Origin of the sequence: Rhodococcus sp. A14, assembly GCF_011603105.1 — a bacterium.
Taxonomy (GTDB): Bacteria; Actinomycetota; Actinomycetes; order Mycobacteriales; family Mycobacteriaceae; genus Rhodococcus_F; species Rhodococcus_F opacus.
The window spans coordinates 1-14,801 of record NZ_JAAOQS010000086.1; the positions used below are offsets into that span (position 1 = coordinate 1).

Sequence of the window (14,801 nt, forward strand, 5' to 3'; positions counted from 1 at the left end):
GGCGGGGACGGGGCCACGGCAACCGTCGAGTTACGCGCGGCGGCCACCAGTGTCGGGGCGTGGGCGCCGACCGGCGGGGTTTCGCCGTCGGGCTCGCACCGAAACAGGGCGATACCCACCGCGTCCGCGTAGTCGACGGCCTCGTCGGTGTATCCGGGGCCGGAGAAGTACAGGAGTTTCCGGGCGTGGCTGGTTCCGCGGGTGTCGTAGAGGTTCGCGAGGTCCGACTTGCCTGCACTGCCGCCACGCCACTTCACCTGCGCGTATGCGCGTGACGAGTAGACGTCGATGCCGCCGTCCGCGCCTCCGAGTAGCGCTGTGGCGTCGCCGTAGCCGAGCTTCTGCATCTGCTCGGCGGCGTTGATTTCAGCTTCAGCCGCCGTGCGTATGCGTGCCATGCCTCACTCCCCCAGATCGAACCAGTCTTTCCCCTCGAAGGTACCCGCAGATCGGGCGAAACCAGCTATCCGCCGGTGAACGTCACACCGGCGCCATCGAATTGCAACACACTGCAACTCTTCCCGCTCCCGGCCGCGCGACCGTACCGTTCCCCGAATCAGCACGTTCACAACGTAGTGAGGGCGGATACATGAGGGCAGCACGCTTCCACGGGCGACGCGACATCCGGATCGACGACATCCCGGAGCCGGAATTGCGGCCGGGCGCGGTGAAACTCCGGGTCGCGTGGTGCGGCATCTGCGGCACCGACCTGCACGAGTACCTGGAGGGCCCGATTTTCATCTCCCCGCCGGGACATCCGCATCCGCTCTCGCACGAGAACGCGCCGGTGACGATGGGCCACGAGTTCTCCGGCACGGTGGAGGAGGTCGGTGAGGGCGTCACCGATGTCGCCGTGGGCGACAACGTGGTGGTGGAGCCGTACTTCGTGTGCAACGAGTGCGCGTCCTGCAAGGCAGGCAACTACCACCTGTGTACGAAGATGGGTTTCATCGGATTGGCCGGTGGCGGAGGAGGACTCAGCGAGAAGGTGGTGGTCGACCGCCGGTGGGTGCACAAGATCGGCGACATCCCGCTCGACGAGGCAGCCTTGATCGAACCGCTCAGCGTCGCGCACCATGCGGTCGTCCGCAGCGGGGCCAAGGCCGGCGACGTCGCGCTGGTCGGCGGTGCGGGGCCGATCGGACTCCTCGTGGCCGCGGTGCTGAAGGGTCTGGGTGTCACCACGATCGTCACGGAACTCAGTGACGCCCGGAAGCAGAAGGCGCTGTCCAGCGGCGTCGCGCATCACGTGATCGACCCGTCGTCGGAGGACGTGAAGGCCCGGGTGCTCGAGCTGACCGACGGTGTCGGCGCCGATCTCGGGTTCGAGTGTGCCGGGGTCGACGTCGTCCTCGACACCATCCTCGACGCCGTTCGGCCCGCAGCCGTGGTGGTGAACGTGTCGATCTGGGGCAAGCCCGCGACGGTCGACATGCAGAAGCTCGTCCTCAAGGAGATCGACCTGCGCGGCACCATCGCGTACGTCCGCGATCACGAGGCGGTGATCGAGATGGTGCGCAGCGGCGTGATCGACCTCGCCCCGTTCATCACCGGGCGGATCGAACTCGACAACCTGGTCTCGGAGGGCCTCACGACGTTGATCGAGCACAATGACACGGCGGTGAAGATCCTGGTCCGGGCGTGACCGTCAGTCGGGTTCGTCCGAAGACGGTGTCACCGCCCTGGCCTTGAGCGCCAGCCACAGCTCCATGCGGTCGTCGGCCTGGTCGAGATTCCGCCCGGTCAGTGCCGCGATCTTGTCGATCCGATTCCGGACGGTGTTGCGGTGCACGGAGAGGGCGGCCGCGGCGGGGTCCCATGCCCCGTTGGCTCGCAGCCATTCCTCGAGCGTTCGCTGGAGTTCGACGCGTTCGCGCGGCTCGAGCTGATCGAGGGGTGCGAGCACGGCGGTGGAGAAGCCGCTGAGCACGTCGGCCGAGCCGAGCCGGAGCAGCAACTGGACGGTCTCCCCTTCCTTGGCGTCGACGGCGCGACCCAGTCGGGCGCTGACGGCGACGAGGGACCGCGCCTGCATCGCCGACACGGCCAGCGCGTCCACGGGAACCAGCGCGCCGATCCCGATCGCGCATCCCTCTGCCACGCCCGACAGCAGTTCCGCCAGCCCGGCGACCTCGGGGTGCGCGATCTCGATGTCCGAGTTGCGCTGTCTCAGGACGGAATCCGGGAGGGCCGAACCGATCCGGACGGTCAGGTCGGCCACCGCCTCGGGAGTGGAGCGCACGACGGCGATCTGCAGGGGGTCGCGGGACAGCCCGATGCCGGCCGCGATCTGGTGCGCGCGCTCCCTCCGGAGGCCGGGTCTGAGCAGCTGCGCCAGCGCCGCCGCCCGCCGCTGCCGCTCGGGTTCGCCGGCCACGTGACGGCGTTCGAGTTCGAGCGACAGCAGCGAGACGAGAACATTGGACGCGTGCCGCAGCGCGTTGTCCGCCGACCGCTCGAGCACGACGAACGCGAGCGGGTTCTCGATGCGAACGGGGTGCAGTTCGAGTTCCCGCCGACCGGCACCGCCGAACGCCGTCCATCCCTTCGCGCGGGTGGTGTAGCGACCCACCTGGTCCTGGGCGTCCTCCAGGAACGCCGCGTCGACGCCGTCGGAGAGTTGGACCACCCCGCCCGACGCGTCCAGCACCGCGCAGAGGGAGCCGCTGACGGACCGCCACTTGTCGAGCAGTCCGCTCAGGGGCGACGGTCCGGCCGCGACCGCGGTGAGTTGATAGCTCAGTTCGATGGCGTCCTCGAGGGCGCGCTTCTCCTCCTCGGCGATGCGGGAGAAGATCCATTTGGTGATGGCGATGAACGGCACCGAGTCGGGGGCGATGAGCAGCGGGACGCCGAATTCGCGCGCCGCCGCGACGAGGGGCGCCGGTGGCGCCTGGTAGGGCAGCCCGTGCCCCAGACCGAGGCACAGTGCGGCGACCCCGCCCGCGACGCAGTCCCGCACGTAGTCGCGGCACCCGGATTCGGTGGTGGGAAGCATCAGGCCGACGGTCATCAGCAACTCGCCACCCTGCAGCCAGTCCCGCGGACGCGTCAGTTCGGACACGTGCGCTGCGGTGATGGGGTTGTCGACTCCCGCCGTCCCGCTCATCGACGTGAGCCGCAGCGTGGGAGCGGACAGGACGTCCTGGACGGTGATCACCAGCGACCCCTTGTACGAATTGCCCAACCGTAATAGACGAACTGTACATCTCGCCTCTGGTGCCGGAGCGGCGCAGTGCGCAGAGTGGTGATCAGAGCCACAGCACCTCCTAGGAGTTTCAGTGACAGATCACTCCGGCGACACCGCCGCGACCCTCGGTGGCACCATCGAGACCCGCTCGATCGACTACGTCCCCGAGGACGAACGTCACGGGAAGGTCCGCGACCAGGGCCCCTTCTGGTTCGTCGGAAACTTCCAGCCCTTCACGGTGGCCATCGGCTTCGTCGGCCCCGCCCTCGGCCTGTCGCTGGGCTGGACGGTCGTCGCGGGGATTCTCGGCATCTTCTTCGGAACGTTGTTCATGGCGTTCCACGCGTCGCAGGGACCGGTGCTCGGACTCCCGCAGATGGTGCAGTCCCGCGCGCAGTTCGGCTATCGCGGTGTCGTCCTCGCACTCATCGGGACGTTGTTCACGTACGTCGGGTTCAACGTCGTGGACGTCGTCATCATCAAGGCGGGTCTGCACAGCATCTTCGGGTGGAACGCGGCCGTCATCGCCGTCGTCATCACCGCGGTCGCGACCCTGCTCGCGATCTACGGTCACGATCTGCTGCACCTGTCGTTCCGTGTGCTGTTCTGGCTGTCGCTGCCGCTGTGGGCCATCCTCACGTGGGGTGTCGTGTTCGGGCACGCCGGCGGCGACGCGGGCGCCGCGACGGGCGGGTTCACCTTGCTGGCGTTCATCGCCCAGTTCAGTGTCGCGGCGTCCTACAACATCACCTACGCGCCGTACGTGTCGGACTACTCGCGGTACCTGCCGCGCAACACGCGCACGTCGGCCATCGTGTCGGCCGTGTTCCTCGGCGCCTCCGCGTCGCCGGTCTGGCTGATCCCGGTGGGCGCGTGGATGGCCACCCGTCTCGGAGCCACGGATGCGCTCGCAGGCATCCACGACGCCGGCAACTCGGTGGTCCCGTTCCTCGGCAGCGTGCTCGCCCTCGTCGCGACGCTCGTGCTGGTGGCGACCATGGGCCTGAACGCGTACAGCGGCATGCTGACAGTGATCACCGGCATCGACTCCTTCCGGAAGGTCACCCCGTCCCGCCGGATCCGGGTGGTGACCGTCCTTGCACTGGCGGCGGTCTGGCTGGTGCTGAGCCTGCTGTTCACCGATTCGACGACCGTCCTCAACACGACGCTGCTGATCATGCTGTACCTCCTCGTGCCGTGGACCGCCGTCAATCTCACCGACTTCTTCTTCGTGCGCCGCGGGCACTACGCCATCACCGACCTGTTCACGCCGGACGGCCTGTACGGAATGTGGTCGTGGCGGGGCATGACCGCTTTCTTCGCCGGCATCGTCGCGTCCGTGCCGTTCATGGTGCTGCCGTTCTACGTCGGACCGATCGCCGCGACCCTCGGTGACGTCGACGTCGCGTTCGCGGTCGGACTCGCCGTGTCCGGGATCGTGTACTGGGTCCTGTCCCGGTCGCTGGACCTCGACACCGAGGAACGGTTCATCGAAGACAGCGAAGCCACACTGGCAGTCGAGGAGACCCCGGCTCATGGCTGACACGGCTACGCGAGCAGACGTCCAGCACGCGATCGACGCGCTGATCCGGGCATTCGGCGAGCACGACACGACCGCCTACTTCGAGGCGTTCAGCCCGGACGCGACGTTCGTCTTCTACACCCACCCGGTGCCGCTGCCCAGTCGCGAGGCCTACCGCGACCTGTGGTCCGAGTGGGAGGCGGACGGGTTCCGTGTCCTGGCGTGCCGTTCCAGCGAGCAGATCGTCACGTTCCCGGCCCCGGATGTCGCGGTGCTGACGCATCGGGTCGGCACCACCGTGCGGGATTCGACGGGAACGGTCGAGCTCGACGAACGGGAGACGATCCTGTTCCGGCGTGGCGAAGATTCGAGCTGGATCGCCGTCCACGAGCACTTGTCGCCCCAGTCGATCACAGCCTGTTAGCTGAACGATAGCTGGTTTGACGTGGACCGCGTCACATCAGGACCCCGTCGAGTTGCGGAGGCAGACGCCCGACGGTGTACTGGTCAGTAAACCTGCCCGGCTCGGCCTATCGCGAAGGTGCACAGATGACGGACGAACGGCCCGGCAAGAACCAGACCCCACCGGACAAGACGACGCGACCGACACCGAAGGAGTCGACCCCGGACGTCTCCAAGACCGATCTCGCGGCCGTCGTCGATGCGCTCACCGCGACGAACGAGAAGAATTTCGACTTCTGACCTCGCGCCTCAGGCCCGCTCCCGATGCGGCACGAACTCGAACGTCAGGCACGCGAACGCCACGGGCAGCAGGTAACGGAACCGCAGGAGGACGTATCGCCGGTTCCCCACGGAATGGAATTTGCCGAGGTAGCGATACAGCGACTCGAGCGAGATCAGCACGTCGCCGAGGTGCAGGACACGACGGAAGAGCCGGGCACCGGCGCCGGATGCGTCGGGGTCGAGGAGTTCGGGGAACGCCGCGAACGACAGCGAGACGTATCGCGCACCGGTCCGCTCGGCGTACCGGATGACGTCGACGGTCATGCGTTCGTCGGTGCCGTTCGGCGCGCCCTCGCCGCGCCACGGAACGTCGAGGCTCAGTTCGCGGGCGGAATCGGCGGTGCCGTAACGCTGGAACGCGACGGCGCGCCCGGTGCAGTCGCGGGCGACGACGAGAAGAACACCGGGGAGCGTGCCGTCCAGCAGGTGGTCGAGGATCATCGAGAACCCGCGGCGCTGATGTCCGGCACGGGCGTCGTCGACGATATCCGTCAACTCCCGCCGCGTCGGTTCGTCGAGCGCGGCTTCGGGAACGATCTCGGTGGTCAGCCCGGCGTTGTGGGTGCGCTGCACGGCCTGCCGGAGGTTGCGGAACTTTCTGCCGTGCAGGGTGAAGTGTCCGACGTCGATCACCACGTCGCGGCCGATCGGGACCGCCGTCAACGGCTTCCGGGTGTCGCCGCCGATCTCCCACAGCCGGGCGACGCGCTCCCCCGCGCCGAGCACCGCGACGCGCCAACCACGTTCGGCGGCGAACTCGGAGAACTCGTCGAGGAGGGCACCGAATTCGAACGCGTTGCCGATGGGATCGCCGGAGACGACCGCTATTCCGGACCGCGCCCGGTAGGCGATCGCCGCGGTGCCCGACGCGTTGAAGTAGTACGACTTCGCCGAATTGAGGGCGAACGGCGACAACGGGTCGTCCGTGGTCTGCTGGATCAGCGAGAAGACACGGGCACGGTCCTCGGGCTGCGGAACACTGCGCACCGGCAGCATCAGGACGGGTCCGGTGGCCACGAGGAGGAGGAACCCGGGAGTCGAATGTGCGCTGGTGTACGCCACATCCGCTGCCGCTACGAACAGCACCGCGGCCGCCGAATGTGTCATGGTGACGGGCCGCCGCAGGTGCAGACCCCGGGCCACCAGCAGGACGGCGATTCCGGCCGCCACCATCCACGTGCGAACGGGCCCCGACCGCCCGGCCATCCACAGGAGCACGAGGCCGACCACGACGGTTGCGCCGACGAGCGCCATCCGCGCCGCGGGCGATTCGGGCCGGTACACCCGCAGCCCGGGCACGGTCATCGGTGTCGATTTCGAATTCTGCATCCGCACCCCTGCCCCAGGTGACGACTGTTCCGGTGCCTCCAATCTAGCGGCTCCGCCGCCTGTGAGTGGTTGACGAGTCTCTGGACTCGCTACGCACTCACGGGCGAAGCCTGGGCGGCGGTGCCCCGTGCGGCAGGGACGGCCCGATGGCCGTGAGTGAGCCTGCGGCACGCCCCTTCCCCCAGCCGAGCTTCTCGCGGTACCGGCCGATGTGGCCCTCCGGGATGTCCTGCCCGTCGACGAGCGGCGTGGACTGCGGATCCACGTAGAGCGCGTCGACCGGGCAGTACGCCTCGCACATGAAGCACGTCTGGCAGTCCGATTGCCGCGCGATCACGGGGATCCCGGTGTCGGTGCGGTCGAACACGTTGGTGGGGCACGCGTCGACGCACTTGTCGCAGCCGATGCACGCCTCGGCCAGCAGCACCTCGATCACGAGGCCACCCGCAACAGCCCGCTGCGTGCCGCACCGGTCGCAGTCCAGACGTCGTCCAGCCCACCGGTGAGCACGTGGTGGTGCTGCGCGGGGTCGAGGTCCGGATAGTCGGCGCGCTTGCTCATTCCGCGGGTTTCCGTCCGCGCGAGCGTCGAGTGGTACATCCACCGGCCCACCGCGGTGATCGCCGCGGCCTGACGGGCCCGGACACGGTCGTCGCCGGAGTCGCCGCCGAGCCCCAGCGACAACGCCGTCCACAACGACTCCAGCTCGTCGAGCGCACCCTGCACCCGCACACCGTCCCGCAGGTAGTTCTTCTCGTACGGGATGAGTTCCGCCTGCGCGGCCGCGACGACGGCGGATGCCTCCAGCCCCGACCGCCCCGTCGGACGCAGCCCGGCCCGGCCGGCGGGACGCAGTTCGCCCGCCCGGACCCGACGTTCGGTTCGCGCGAACCGCGCGGCCCCCGTGCCCGCCCAGCTGCCGGACGACATCGCCCATGCCGAGTTGTGGCTGCCGCCGCCGGTGAAGCCGCCGCAGATGCGTTCACGGGTGGCGGCGTCGCCCGCCGCGAACAGGCCGGGGACGGACGTCGCGCAGGTGTCGTCGACCACGTCGATGCCGCCGGTGCCGCGCACCGTCCCCTCGGCAAGCATGCTGACCTCGAAGCGGTCGGTGAACGGGTTGATTCCGCGACGGTCGAATTGCAGGAAGAAGTTGGGCTGACCGAGCCGCATCTTGCGCTGCACGTCGTCGTCGGCGCGGTCGAGTTGGGCGAACACCGGCTCGGACAGCAGCGTTTTCGCGATCACCGAGCGCCCCTTGGTGGAGCCGGCGCCCTCGAGGACGCGTCCGTCGGCGTGGAAGAACGTGGCGTAGCCGTAGTAGGCGGTCTTGGTGATGGTGGAGTTGGCGGGGACGATCGCGTACGCGTTGGAGAACTCCATGCCGGAGAACGTGGCGCCCACCTCTGCGGCCATCAGCGCGCCGTCGCCGGTGTCGACGTTCGTGCCCAGGGCGCGGGACAGGAACGCGCAGCCGCCGCTCGCGATCACGACGGCACCCGCGGTGATCCGGTAGTCGCGGTCGTCCTGGCGCTGGTAGCCCGCCGCGCCGCGCACCTGGCCGTCGGTGTCGACGAGCAGTTCGAGGGCCGGCGAGTGGTCGAGAATCCGGACGCCCGCCTTCTTCACCCACGCCCGCATCCGCCGCATGTATTCGGGCCCTTGGAGTCCGGTGCGGATCTGCCTGCCGGTGTCGGGGTCGACGGGGAACGGGTACCGGCCTTCCTCGGCGAGGAGGTTCATGTTCGCGTACGTCTGGTCGAGGACGCGGTCCATCCAGTGGTGGTCGGCGAGATGGCCGCCGAGCGCTTCACGGCTGGCCTTGGCCTTCGCCCGCGCAGACTGGTCGGGGTCGACGTACCAGACGCCGGTGCCCGAAGGCGCGGTGGCGCCGCTGGTTCCGCAATACCCCTTGTCGACGAGGACGACGTCCGCCCCGGATTGCCGTGCGCGCAGCGCCGCCCACGTTCCGGCGGGGCCGCCGCCGATGACGACGACGTCGGTGCTCAGGTCGAGAAGTTCGGTCATGAAGGGCGCTCCTGTCGAGGCGGAACAACTACCCTTCAACGCTTCCGCACATCGGCCCGCGCCGCCATCGTCAGAATCAGCGTGAGCTGAACGCCCGTGAGCGGTTAACGAGTCCGGGGACTCGCCAACCGCGCACGGGCGCTACGCGCCCTTGCCGTAGTCGACGCTCAGCCAGTGCTCCGGCCGCATTCGGATGACGATTGCGCTGTCGTCGTACGACTGCTCGACGAAACTGTCGACCTCCTCGGCGGGGAGGTAGCGGGTGGCGAGTTCGCGGACGACGTCGGCGGTGGGTGATTCGTCGAACTCCACCGGACCTTCGACGCTGACGTACCGGTAGGGCGGCTTCTCGTCCTGGGCGACGAGGCTGAAGCGGCCGGCAGCGCGGATCAGCCGCTCCTTCAGCGAGCCGCGACCGGTCCAGACGTACACGTGGCCGCCGGGTTCATAGCCATACCAGATGGGGACGGCGAGCGGTGCCCGTCCGTCGCGGTCGACGGCGATCACCCCTACGTGCACGTCGGCGAGGAACTTCTCGCGCTGTTCACTGGTCATCGACAACTGCGACATGTCAGTCTCCGCTCTGGTGTTCGGGTTTCGACGGTGGTGCGGGGTCGAGCAGCTGGGCGAGGTGTTGCGACGATCGGGTCGGGTCGAGTTGCCGCACCTGCATGTGGCAGCTGAATCCGTCGGTCAGCACGACTGCGTCTTCAGGACTGTCGCGCAGTGCGGGGGCGAGTGCCTGTTCCGCCACCTGCATGCTGAGGTCGTAGTGGTCGGCTTCGAACCCGAAGTTTCCTGCGACGCCGCAGCATCCGGTGGCTTCGCGTACACGCTCGACCCCGATCGCTTGCAGCGCCTTCCGCTGACCGGCCGCGCCGAACACGGCGTATTCGTGGCAGTGGGTCTGCACGGTGACGTCCTCGGGCAGCGCCGCGCTCGGGGTCCAGCCCGCCTGTGCGCGCTCGAGGACCGCGCCGGCGAAGCTCTGCACGCGGGCGGCGACGCGGCGGGCGGCGTCGGTGTGGACGAGTTCGGGCAAGTCCTTGCGGAACGCGGCGGCGCAACTCGGTTCGAGAACGACGATCGGACGGTCGGTGCCGTCGTCGAGGAGTTCGGCCGCCTTGGCGAGCGTCTTTTTCGCTTGCTTCAGCTGTCCGGTGGAGATCCAGGTGAGCCCGCAGCACACGTCGCTGCGGCACTGCGAGCTGAGGCCCGCCTCGGCGAGTACCCGCGACGCGGCGCCGACCACCTCGGGGCGGAATCCGCGGGTGAACGTGTCGGCGAGCACCACGACGTCCGCGGTGCCGTTCTGCGACGTCTCCCCGACCTCGCGTCGAATCTGCTTGCGGGACGCGAACTCCGGCATCGACCGGTGCGGGGTGAGACCACCCAGCTTGGCCGCGACCTTCGCCAGCCGGCCCGCGGTGAGCCGATTCACCACGGGGGCGGAGCGTTCGGCGATCTTCAGCCACACCGGCAGCCAGCCGAGGGAGTAGTGCGACAGCGGACGCACCCGGCCGCGGTAGTGGTGGTCGAGGAATTCGGACTTGTACGTGGCCATGTCGACGCCCACCGGGCAGTCGGTGGAGCAGGCCTTGCAGGACAGGCAGAGGTCGAGGGATTCCTTGACGTCCTCGGAGCGCCATCCGTCGGCGACGGTCGGCGAGTTGCGGACCATCTCCTGCAGGGCGCGGGCCCGGCCGCGGGTGGAGTCCTTCTCGTCGCCGGTCGCGCGGAAGCTGGGGCACATCACCCCGCCGGTCGACGCGCGGCAGCGGCCCACCCCGATGCACCCCTGGACGGCGTGGACGAACGGTGCGACGGGGACGTCGCTGGTGGGGGTGAGGTCGAATGTGGTCTGCCACGACCGCGGGTTCACGCCGTCGAGGGCGAGGCTGCCCAGCAGCGGTTCGGGGTCGACGATGCTGCCCGGGTTCAGCACGGCCGCCGGATCCCACAGCCGTTTGAACGCCGCGAACGCCGCCATCATGGTGGGGGTGTACATGATCGGCAGCAGCGCCGACCGTGCGCGACCGTCGCCGTGCTCCCCGGACATCGATCCCCCGAACCGCACGCACAGTTCGGCGGCGCGGTGGATGAACCGCGACATCACGTCCCGGCCCTCTTCGGTGCGCTGGTCGAAGTTGATGCGGATGTGCATGCAGCCGGCGCCGAAGTGCCCGTACATCACGCCGGTGAGGCCGAATTCGGCGAGCAGGGCCTTGATGTCGACGAGGTAGTCGGCCAGCTGGTCGGGTGCGACGGCGGAATCCTCCCAGCCCGTCCAGGATTCGCCGCCCTCGACGAGGCGGGCCGACAGTCCGGCGCCGTCCTCGCGTACCCGCCACAGCGACGCACGTTCCGCCGGGTCTCCGACCACCCGTGAGTCGACGAGCCGTCCGGCCGCCCGCAGCTTCGAGACCAGTTCGGCCCCGCGCAGTTTCACCTCGCCGAGGTCTTCGCCGTCGAGGTCGACGTACAGCCAGGCCTCGCCGTCGGGCAGCCCGACAACGGAGTCGGCGCCGCGCAGGTGCCGCATGGTGTCGACGATCGCCGAGTCGATGCCTTCGATCGCGGCGGGCGAGTACGCGAGGATCAGCGCGTTGTCGCGGGCGGCGTCCACCAGGTCGCGGTATCCGAGGCACAGCAGCATGGCCGCGGGCGGCACCGGCACCAGCGCGACGGTCGCGGCCACGACCACCGCGCACGTCCCCTCGCTCCCCACCAGGGCGCGGGCCACGTCGAAGCCGTTCTCGGGCAACAGGTTCGCCAGGTGGAATCCGGACACCTGCCGTGGGATGCGGCCCAGCTCGAGCCGGAAGTCGCCGAGATGCTCCTGCGTCAGCTCGTCGAGTCCGGCGGCGATCCGCCCGGCCTCCCTCGCCGCAGATGAGTCTTCCGGGTCGGTGGCCCGCAGCCCGTCGCGGGTGGCGGTCAGCCGGTGCCCGTTCGCCGTCACGAGGTCGAGCGCGACGACGTGATCGGACGTGCGGCCGTACCGCACGGAGTGGTTGCCGCAGGCGTCGTTGCCGATCGCACCGCCGACGGTCGCGCGGGACTTGCTGGACGGGTCGGGCGCGAAGGTGAACGCGCCGTCCGTCGCCAGTTGCACGTCTTTCTGCAGGTCCGTCAGGACGATCCCGGGTTCGACGACGGCGGTTCGGGCGGACGCGTCGACGGCCCGCACCTGATTCATGTGCCGGGAGAAGTCGAGTACCACTCCCCTGCCGATCGCGTTGCCTGCGAGTGACGTGCCGCCGCCGCGGCTGGTGATGGGGATGCCGCGGTCGGTGCAGGCCCGGACGATCGCCACCACGTCGTCGGCGCTGCGCGGAAACGCCACCGCCAGCGGCGGCACCCGGTAATTGGAGGCGTCGAAGGAGTATTCGGCGCGCCGCCGCGATCCGATGTCGAGGTCGATGCCCAGCTCGGCGAGCTCGGCATGCAGGTCGGCCGCGGGACGTGTCAGCTCAGCCACGCGTCGATCTGTCCCGTCTCTTCGGAGTCAGCTACCGGAATTCTCGTCAGCGCGGCCATGGCTACATGGTCGAGCCGCTCCCGAAGATTGTCAACAATCCACTCGGTGAGCCGGGTACGGTTCGGAGAGGTGAGCGTCGTGCGAACGCCGTCACCCGCCCAGCGACTGTTGGCTGTGCGGGTCGGAGCCACGGCCTGGGTACTCATCGCCCTGTATTTCCTCGCAGAGGTCGTGACCGCGCGCGCCTGGCCGCGGTCGTACGAGGTGCGAACCAACTCGGTCAGCAATCTGGGTGTCACGGGCTGCGACGGCTCCGCGGCCCAGGCCGCGGCCGCCCGGCTCTGCTCCCCGCTGCACACGGTGATCAACAGCGCTTTCGTGCTGACCGGGGTGCTCATTCTCGCGGGAGCGGTGGGCCTTCGCGAGTTCCTGCCACCGGGACGCCTGCGCCGGGCAGCGTTGACGTTGCTCGGTCTGGCGGCCGTCAGTGCGGCCCTGACGGGAGTCGTTCCGATCAATGTGGACGCCCATCTGCACCAACTGGTCGCGACCCCGACGTTCGTCGCCCGCAACGCCGCCATGATCGTCATCGCGATCGCGCTGTATCCGCGTTGGCGCATCTTCGCGCTCTGGACCGGTCTGTGCTGCCTCGCCGGGGTCGTCGGAATGGCGGCGATCCTCCTCCCCGGCGAACCGTTCGGCATCACCGAACGCCTGGCCCTGTACCCGTTCACGGTGTGGGTCGTGACCGCCGGTGTCGCGGCGCTCCGCACCCGTGCGTGGTTAACGAGTCCAGAGCCTCCTTAACCACGCACCGGCGCCGAAGGCGCATCATGGAGTGATGTCCACAGCTCTCACGCATGCCGCCGCCACCCAGCAGTTCGCGGAGAGCGGCCGCATCTCGATCGAACCCAACCACAAGCGCATCCGGGTGTTCTTCGGCGGTCAGGTGGTCGCCGACACCACCCGTTCGGTGTACCTGTTCGAGAAGGGGCTCCTGCCCGTCTACTACATTCCCCGCGACGACGTGAACTTCGACCTCCTCGAGCCCGTCGACGCGACCACCACCTGCCCGTGGAAGGGCAAGGCCCGGTACTGGGATCTCGTCGTCGGCGACCGTCGCGCCGAGCAATCCGTGTGGGGCTACGACGTACAACTGGAGGACTCCCTCGACCTCAGCCCGTACGTCGCGTTCTACTGGCACAGGATGGGCGCCTGGTACGAGGAGGATCAGCAGGTGTTCGTCCATGCCCGCGACCCGTATGTCCGGGTCGACGTGCTGCCGTCCTCCCGGCACGTCGAGGTGTTCATCGGTGACACGCTCGTCGCCGACACCGTCCGCCCGCGACTGCTGTTCGAGACGTCGCTGCCGGTGCGCTACTACGTGCCCCGCATCGACGTGCGGTCCGAGTTCTTCACCGCCTCCGACACCAGGACGTCCTGCCCGTACAAGGGGACGGCGTCGTATCTGTCGTTCACCGGGTCGGGCGGCTCCGCGCCGGTCGAGGACGCCGCCTGGTTCTACCCGTTCACCACCGCGGAGGCGTCGGGCATCGACGACCACGTGTCGTTCTACCCCGACCGCGTGCGGATCGTCGTGGACGGCACAGAGCTGGAGAACTGACGTCAGTCCCGAGGCGGCAGCGGAGGTAGTTCCAGATTGTCCCGGAACGTGCCGCCCACGTAGTCGTTGCCGACGATTCCGCGACGCCGCAGTTCGGGCAGCAGGCCGTTGACGACGAAGTCCCGGGTCCGTTCCTCGGCGAGTCCGCCGAGGGAGATGACGTCGAGGACGCCCGCGTCGTAGCGTTCCTGGACGGCATCGGCGAGTTGCTCGGGTGTTCCCGCGACCGCCCAGTGGCCGGTGTCCTTGGACGCGATGATCAGCTCGCGCAGGGTCCGCCCGGACGCGGCGAGCCGGCTGAAGATTTCGACCCGGCCGCGGCGGCGGTTCACCGACCGGACGTCGGGCAGGACGTCCGCCGGGATCGGCTTGTCGAGCGGCAGCCCGGACAGGTCGATGTCGCCACCGAGCATGTCCTCCAGCCGGATCCGGCCGGCGTCGAGGTCCGTCGCTTCCTACGTGACGGCGTTCCAGGCGGCGCGACCGTTGCTGACGTGGTCGAGGGTGCCGAACAGCCGGGCGAGGTTGTACGGGTGGTGAAACGTCGCGGTCACCGTCGCGATCAGCCCGACATGCGACGTCACGGCGCTGAGCGCCGACAGGAAGATCAGCGGTTCCTGCGCGCCGATCGCGCCCTGCGCCCCGAAAGTGAGGAGGTCGGCGGCGAACAGCGCGTCGAACTTGTTGGCCTCGGCGATCTTCGCGATCTCGATCGACGACGCGACGGTCGACTGCTGCGGATCGATGGCGGCGGCATAGGTGCTCACGGCGCCGCTGACTCCCGTGACCGTTTTCAGCGGCCGGCGACGTGGGATGCTCATCGTCGAAGCCTAGGAACGACGGCCGGGTCGGCCCAGCGTTTCGATCAGGCGGATTCTGACCG

General features: G+C 68.9%; 13 protein-coding genes and 1 pseudogene. 6 read left to right on the forward strand and 8 right to left on the reverse strand.

Annotated features, from left to right (window positions below; genetic code table 11):
- Positions 1 to 398: restriction endonuclease (locus tag G9373_RS32805; RefSeq protein WP_167118905.1), on the reverse strand; the 398-nt coding region annotated here is incomplete at its 3' end.
- A gap of 191 nt (positions 399 to 589) precedes the next feature.
- Here G9373_RS32805 and G9373_RS32810 point away from each other — a divergent pair.
- Complete coding sequence (locus G9373_RS32810) at positions 590 to 1,645, forward strand: 2,3-butanediol dehydrogenase (RefSeq protein ID WP_005252717.1); 1,056 nt, start codon at positions 590 to 592, stop codon at positions 1,643 to 1,645.
- Between the two features lie 3 nt (positions 1,646 to 1,648).
- Here G9373_RS32810 and G9373_RS32815 read toward each other — a convergent pair whose 3' ends face one another.
- Positions 1,649 to 3,160, reverse strand: a complete 1,512-nt coding sequence (locus G9373_RS32815; protein ID WP_167118908.1) for a PucR family transcriptional regulator — start codon at positions 3,158 to 3,160, stop codon at positions 1,649 to 1,651.
- A 121-nt stretch (positions 3,161 to 3,281) separates the two neighbouring features.
- Between G9373_RS32815 and G9373_RS32820 the strand changes: the two genes are divergently transcribed.
- From G9373_RS32820 to G9373_RS32830, 3 genes are all read left to right on the forward strand, one after another.
- Positions 3,282 to 4,733 carry a cytosine permease gene (locus tag G9373_RS32820; protein ID WP_167118911.1) on the forward strand — a complete coding sequence of 484 codons (1,452 nt, stop codon included), beginning with the start codon at positions 3,282 to 3,284 and terminating at the stop codon, positions 4,731 to 4,733.
- The gene (locus tag G9373_RS32825) at positions 4,726 to 5,136 is read left to right on the forward strand and encodes a nuclear transport factor 2 family protein (RefSeq protein ID WP_054248179.1); all 411 of its coding nucleotides are present in this window, start codon (positions 4,726 to 4,728) and stop codon (positions 5,134 to 5,136) included. Before G9373_RS32820 ends, G9373_RS32825 begins: the two co-directional genes overlap by 8 nt.
- Before the next feature lie 125 nt (positions 5,137 to 5,261).
- Positions 5,262 to 5,414: a hypothetical protein gene (locus G9373_RS32830; protein WP_164709604.1), complete on the forward strand. Its 153-nt coding sequence runs from the start codon at positions 5,262 to 5,264 to the stop codon at positions 5,412 to 5,414.
- A 9-nt stretch (positions 5,415 to 5,423) separates the two neighbouring features.
- Here the strand turns inward: G9373_RS32830 and G9373_RS32835 are convergent, their stop codons facing one another.
- The 5 genes from G9373_RS32835 to G9373_RS32855 form a co-directional block, all read right to left on the reverse strand.
- Entirely contained in the window at positions 5,424 to 6,785 is a 1,362-nt protein-coding gene (locus G9373_RS32835) for a phosphatidylglycerol lysyltransferase domain-containing protein (RefSeq protein WP_054248178.1), read from the reverse strand.
- Positions 6,786 to 6,882: 97 nt separating this feature from the next.
- Positions 6,883 to 7,221: a ferredoxin family protein gene (locus G9373_RS32840; RefSeq protein ID WP_167118914.1), complete on the reverse strand. Its 339-nt coding sequence runs from the start codon at positions 7,219 to 7,221 to the stop codon at positions 6,883 to 6,885.
- A complete protein-coding gene (locus G9373_RS32845; protein ID WP_167118917.1) occupies positions 7,218 to 8,813 on the reverse strand; it encodes an FAD-binding protein in 1,596 nt (531 codons plus the stop codon). The genes G9373_RS32840 and G9373_RS32845 overlap by 4 nt, the downstream gene beginning before the upstream one ends.
- 141 nt (positions 8,814 to 8,954) lie before the next feature.
- Positions 8,955 to 9,383, reverse strand: a complete 429-nt coding sequence (locus G9373_RS32850) for a pyridoxamine 5'-phosphate oxidase family protein (RefSeq protein WP_005563531.1) — start codon at positions 9,381 to 9,383, stop codon at positions 8,955 to 8,957.
- Between the two features lies 1 nt (position 9,384).
- Positions 9,385 to 12,294 carry an FAD-binding and (Fe-S)-binding domain-containing protein gene (locus G9373_RS32855; RefSeq protein WP_167118920.1) on the reverse strand — a complete coding sequence of 970 codons (2,910 nt, stop codon included), beginning with the start codon at positions 12,292 to 12,294 and terminating at the stop codon, positions 9,385 to 9,387.
- 57 nt (positions 12,295 to 12,351) lie between these two features.
- Here G9373_RS32855 and G9373_RS32860 point away from each other — a divergent pair, with 57 nt between their 5' ends.
- Entirely contained in the window at positions 12,352 to 13,101 is a 750-nt protein-coding gene (locus tag G9373_RS32860; protein WP_167118923.1) for a DUF998 domain-containing protein, read from the forward strand.
- Positions 13,102 to 13,135: 34 nt separating this feature from the next.
- Positions 13,136 to 13,918, forward strand: coding sequence for a DUF427 domain-containing protein (locus G9373_RS32865; RefSeq protein WP_167118926.1), 783 nt, complete (start codon positions 13,136 to 13,138; stop codon positions 13,916 to 13,918).
- Positions 13,919 to 13,920: 2 nt separating this feature from the next.
- On the opposite strand, the pseudogene G9373_RS32870 reads toward G9373_RS32865, so the two are convergent.
- Positions 13,921 to 14,739 (reverse strand): annotated as a pseudogene (locus G9373_RS32870) (LLM class flavin-dependent oxidoreductase).
- Between the last annotated feature and the right edge of the window lie 62 nt (positions 14,740 to 14,801).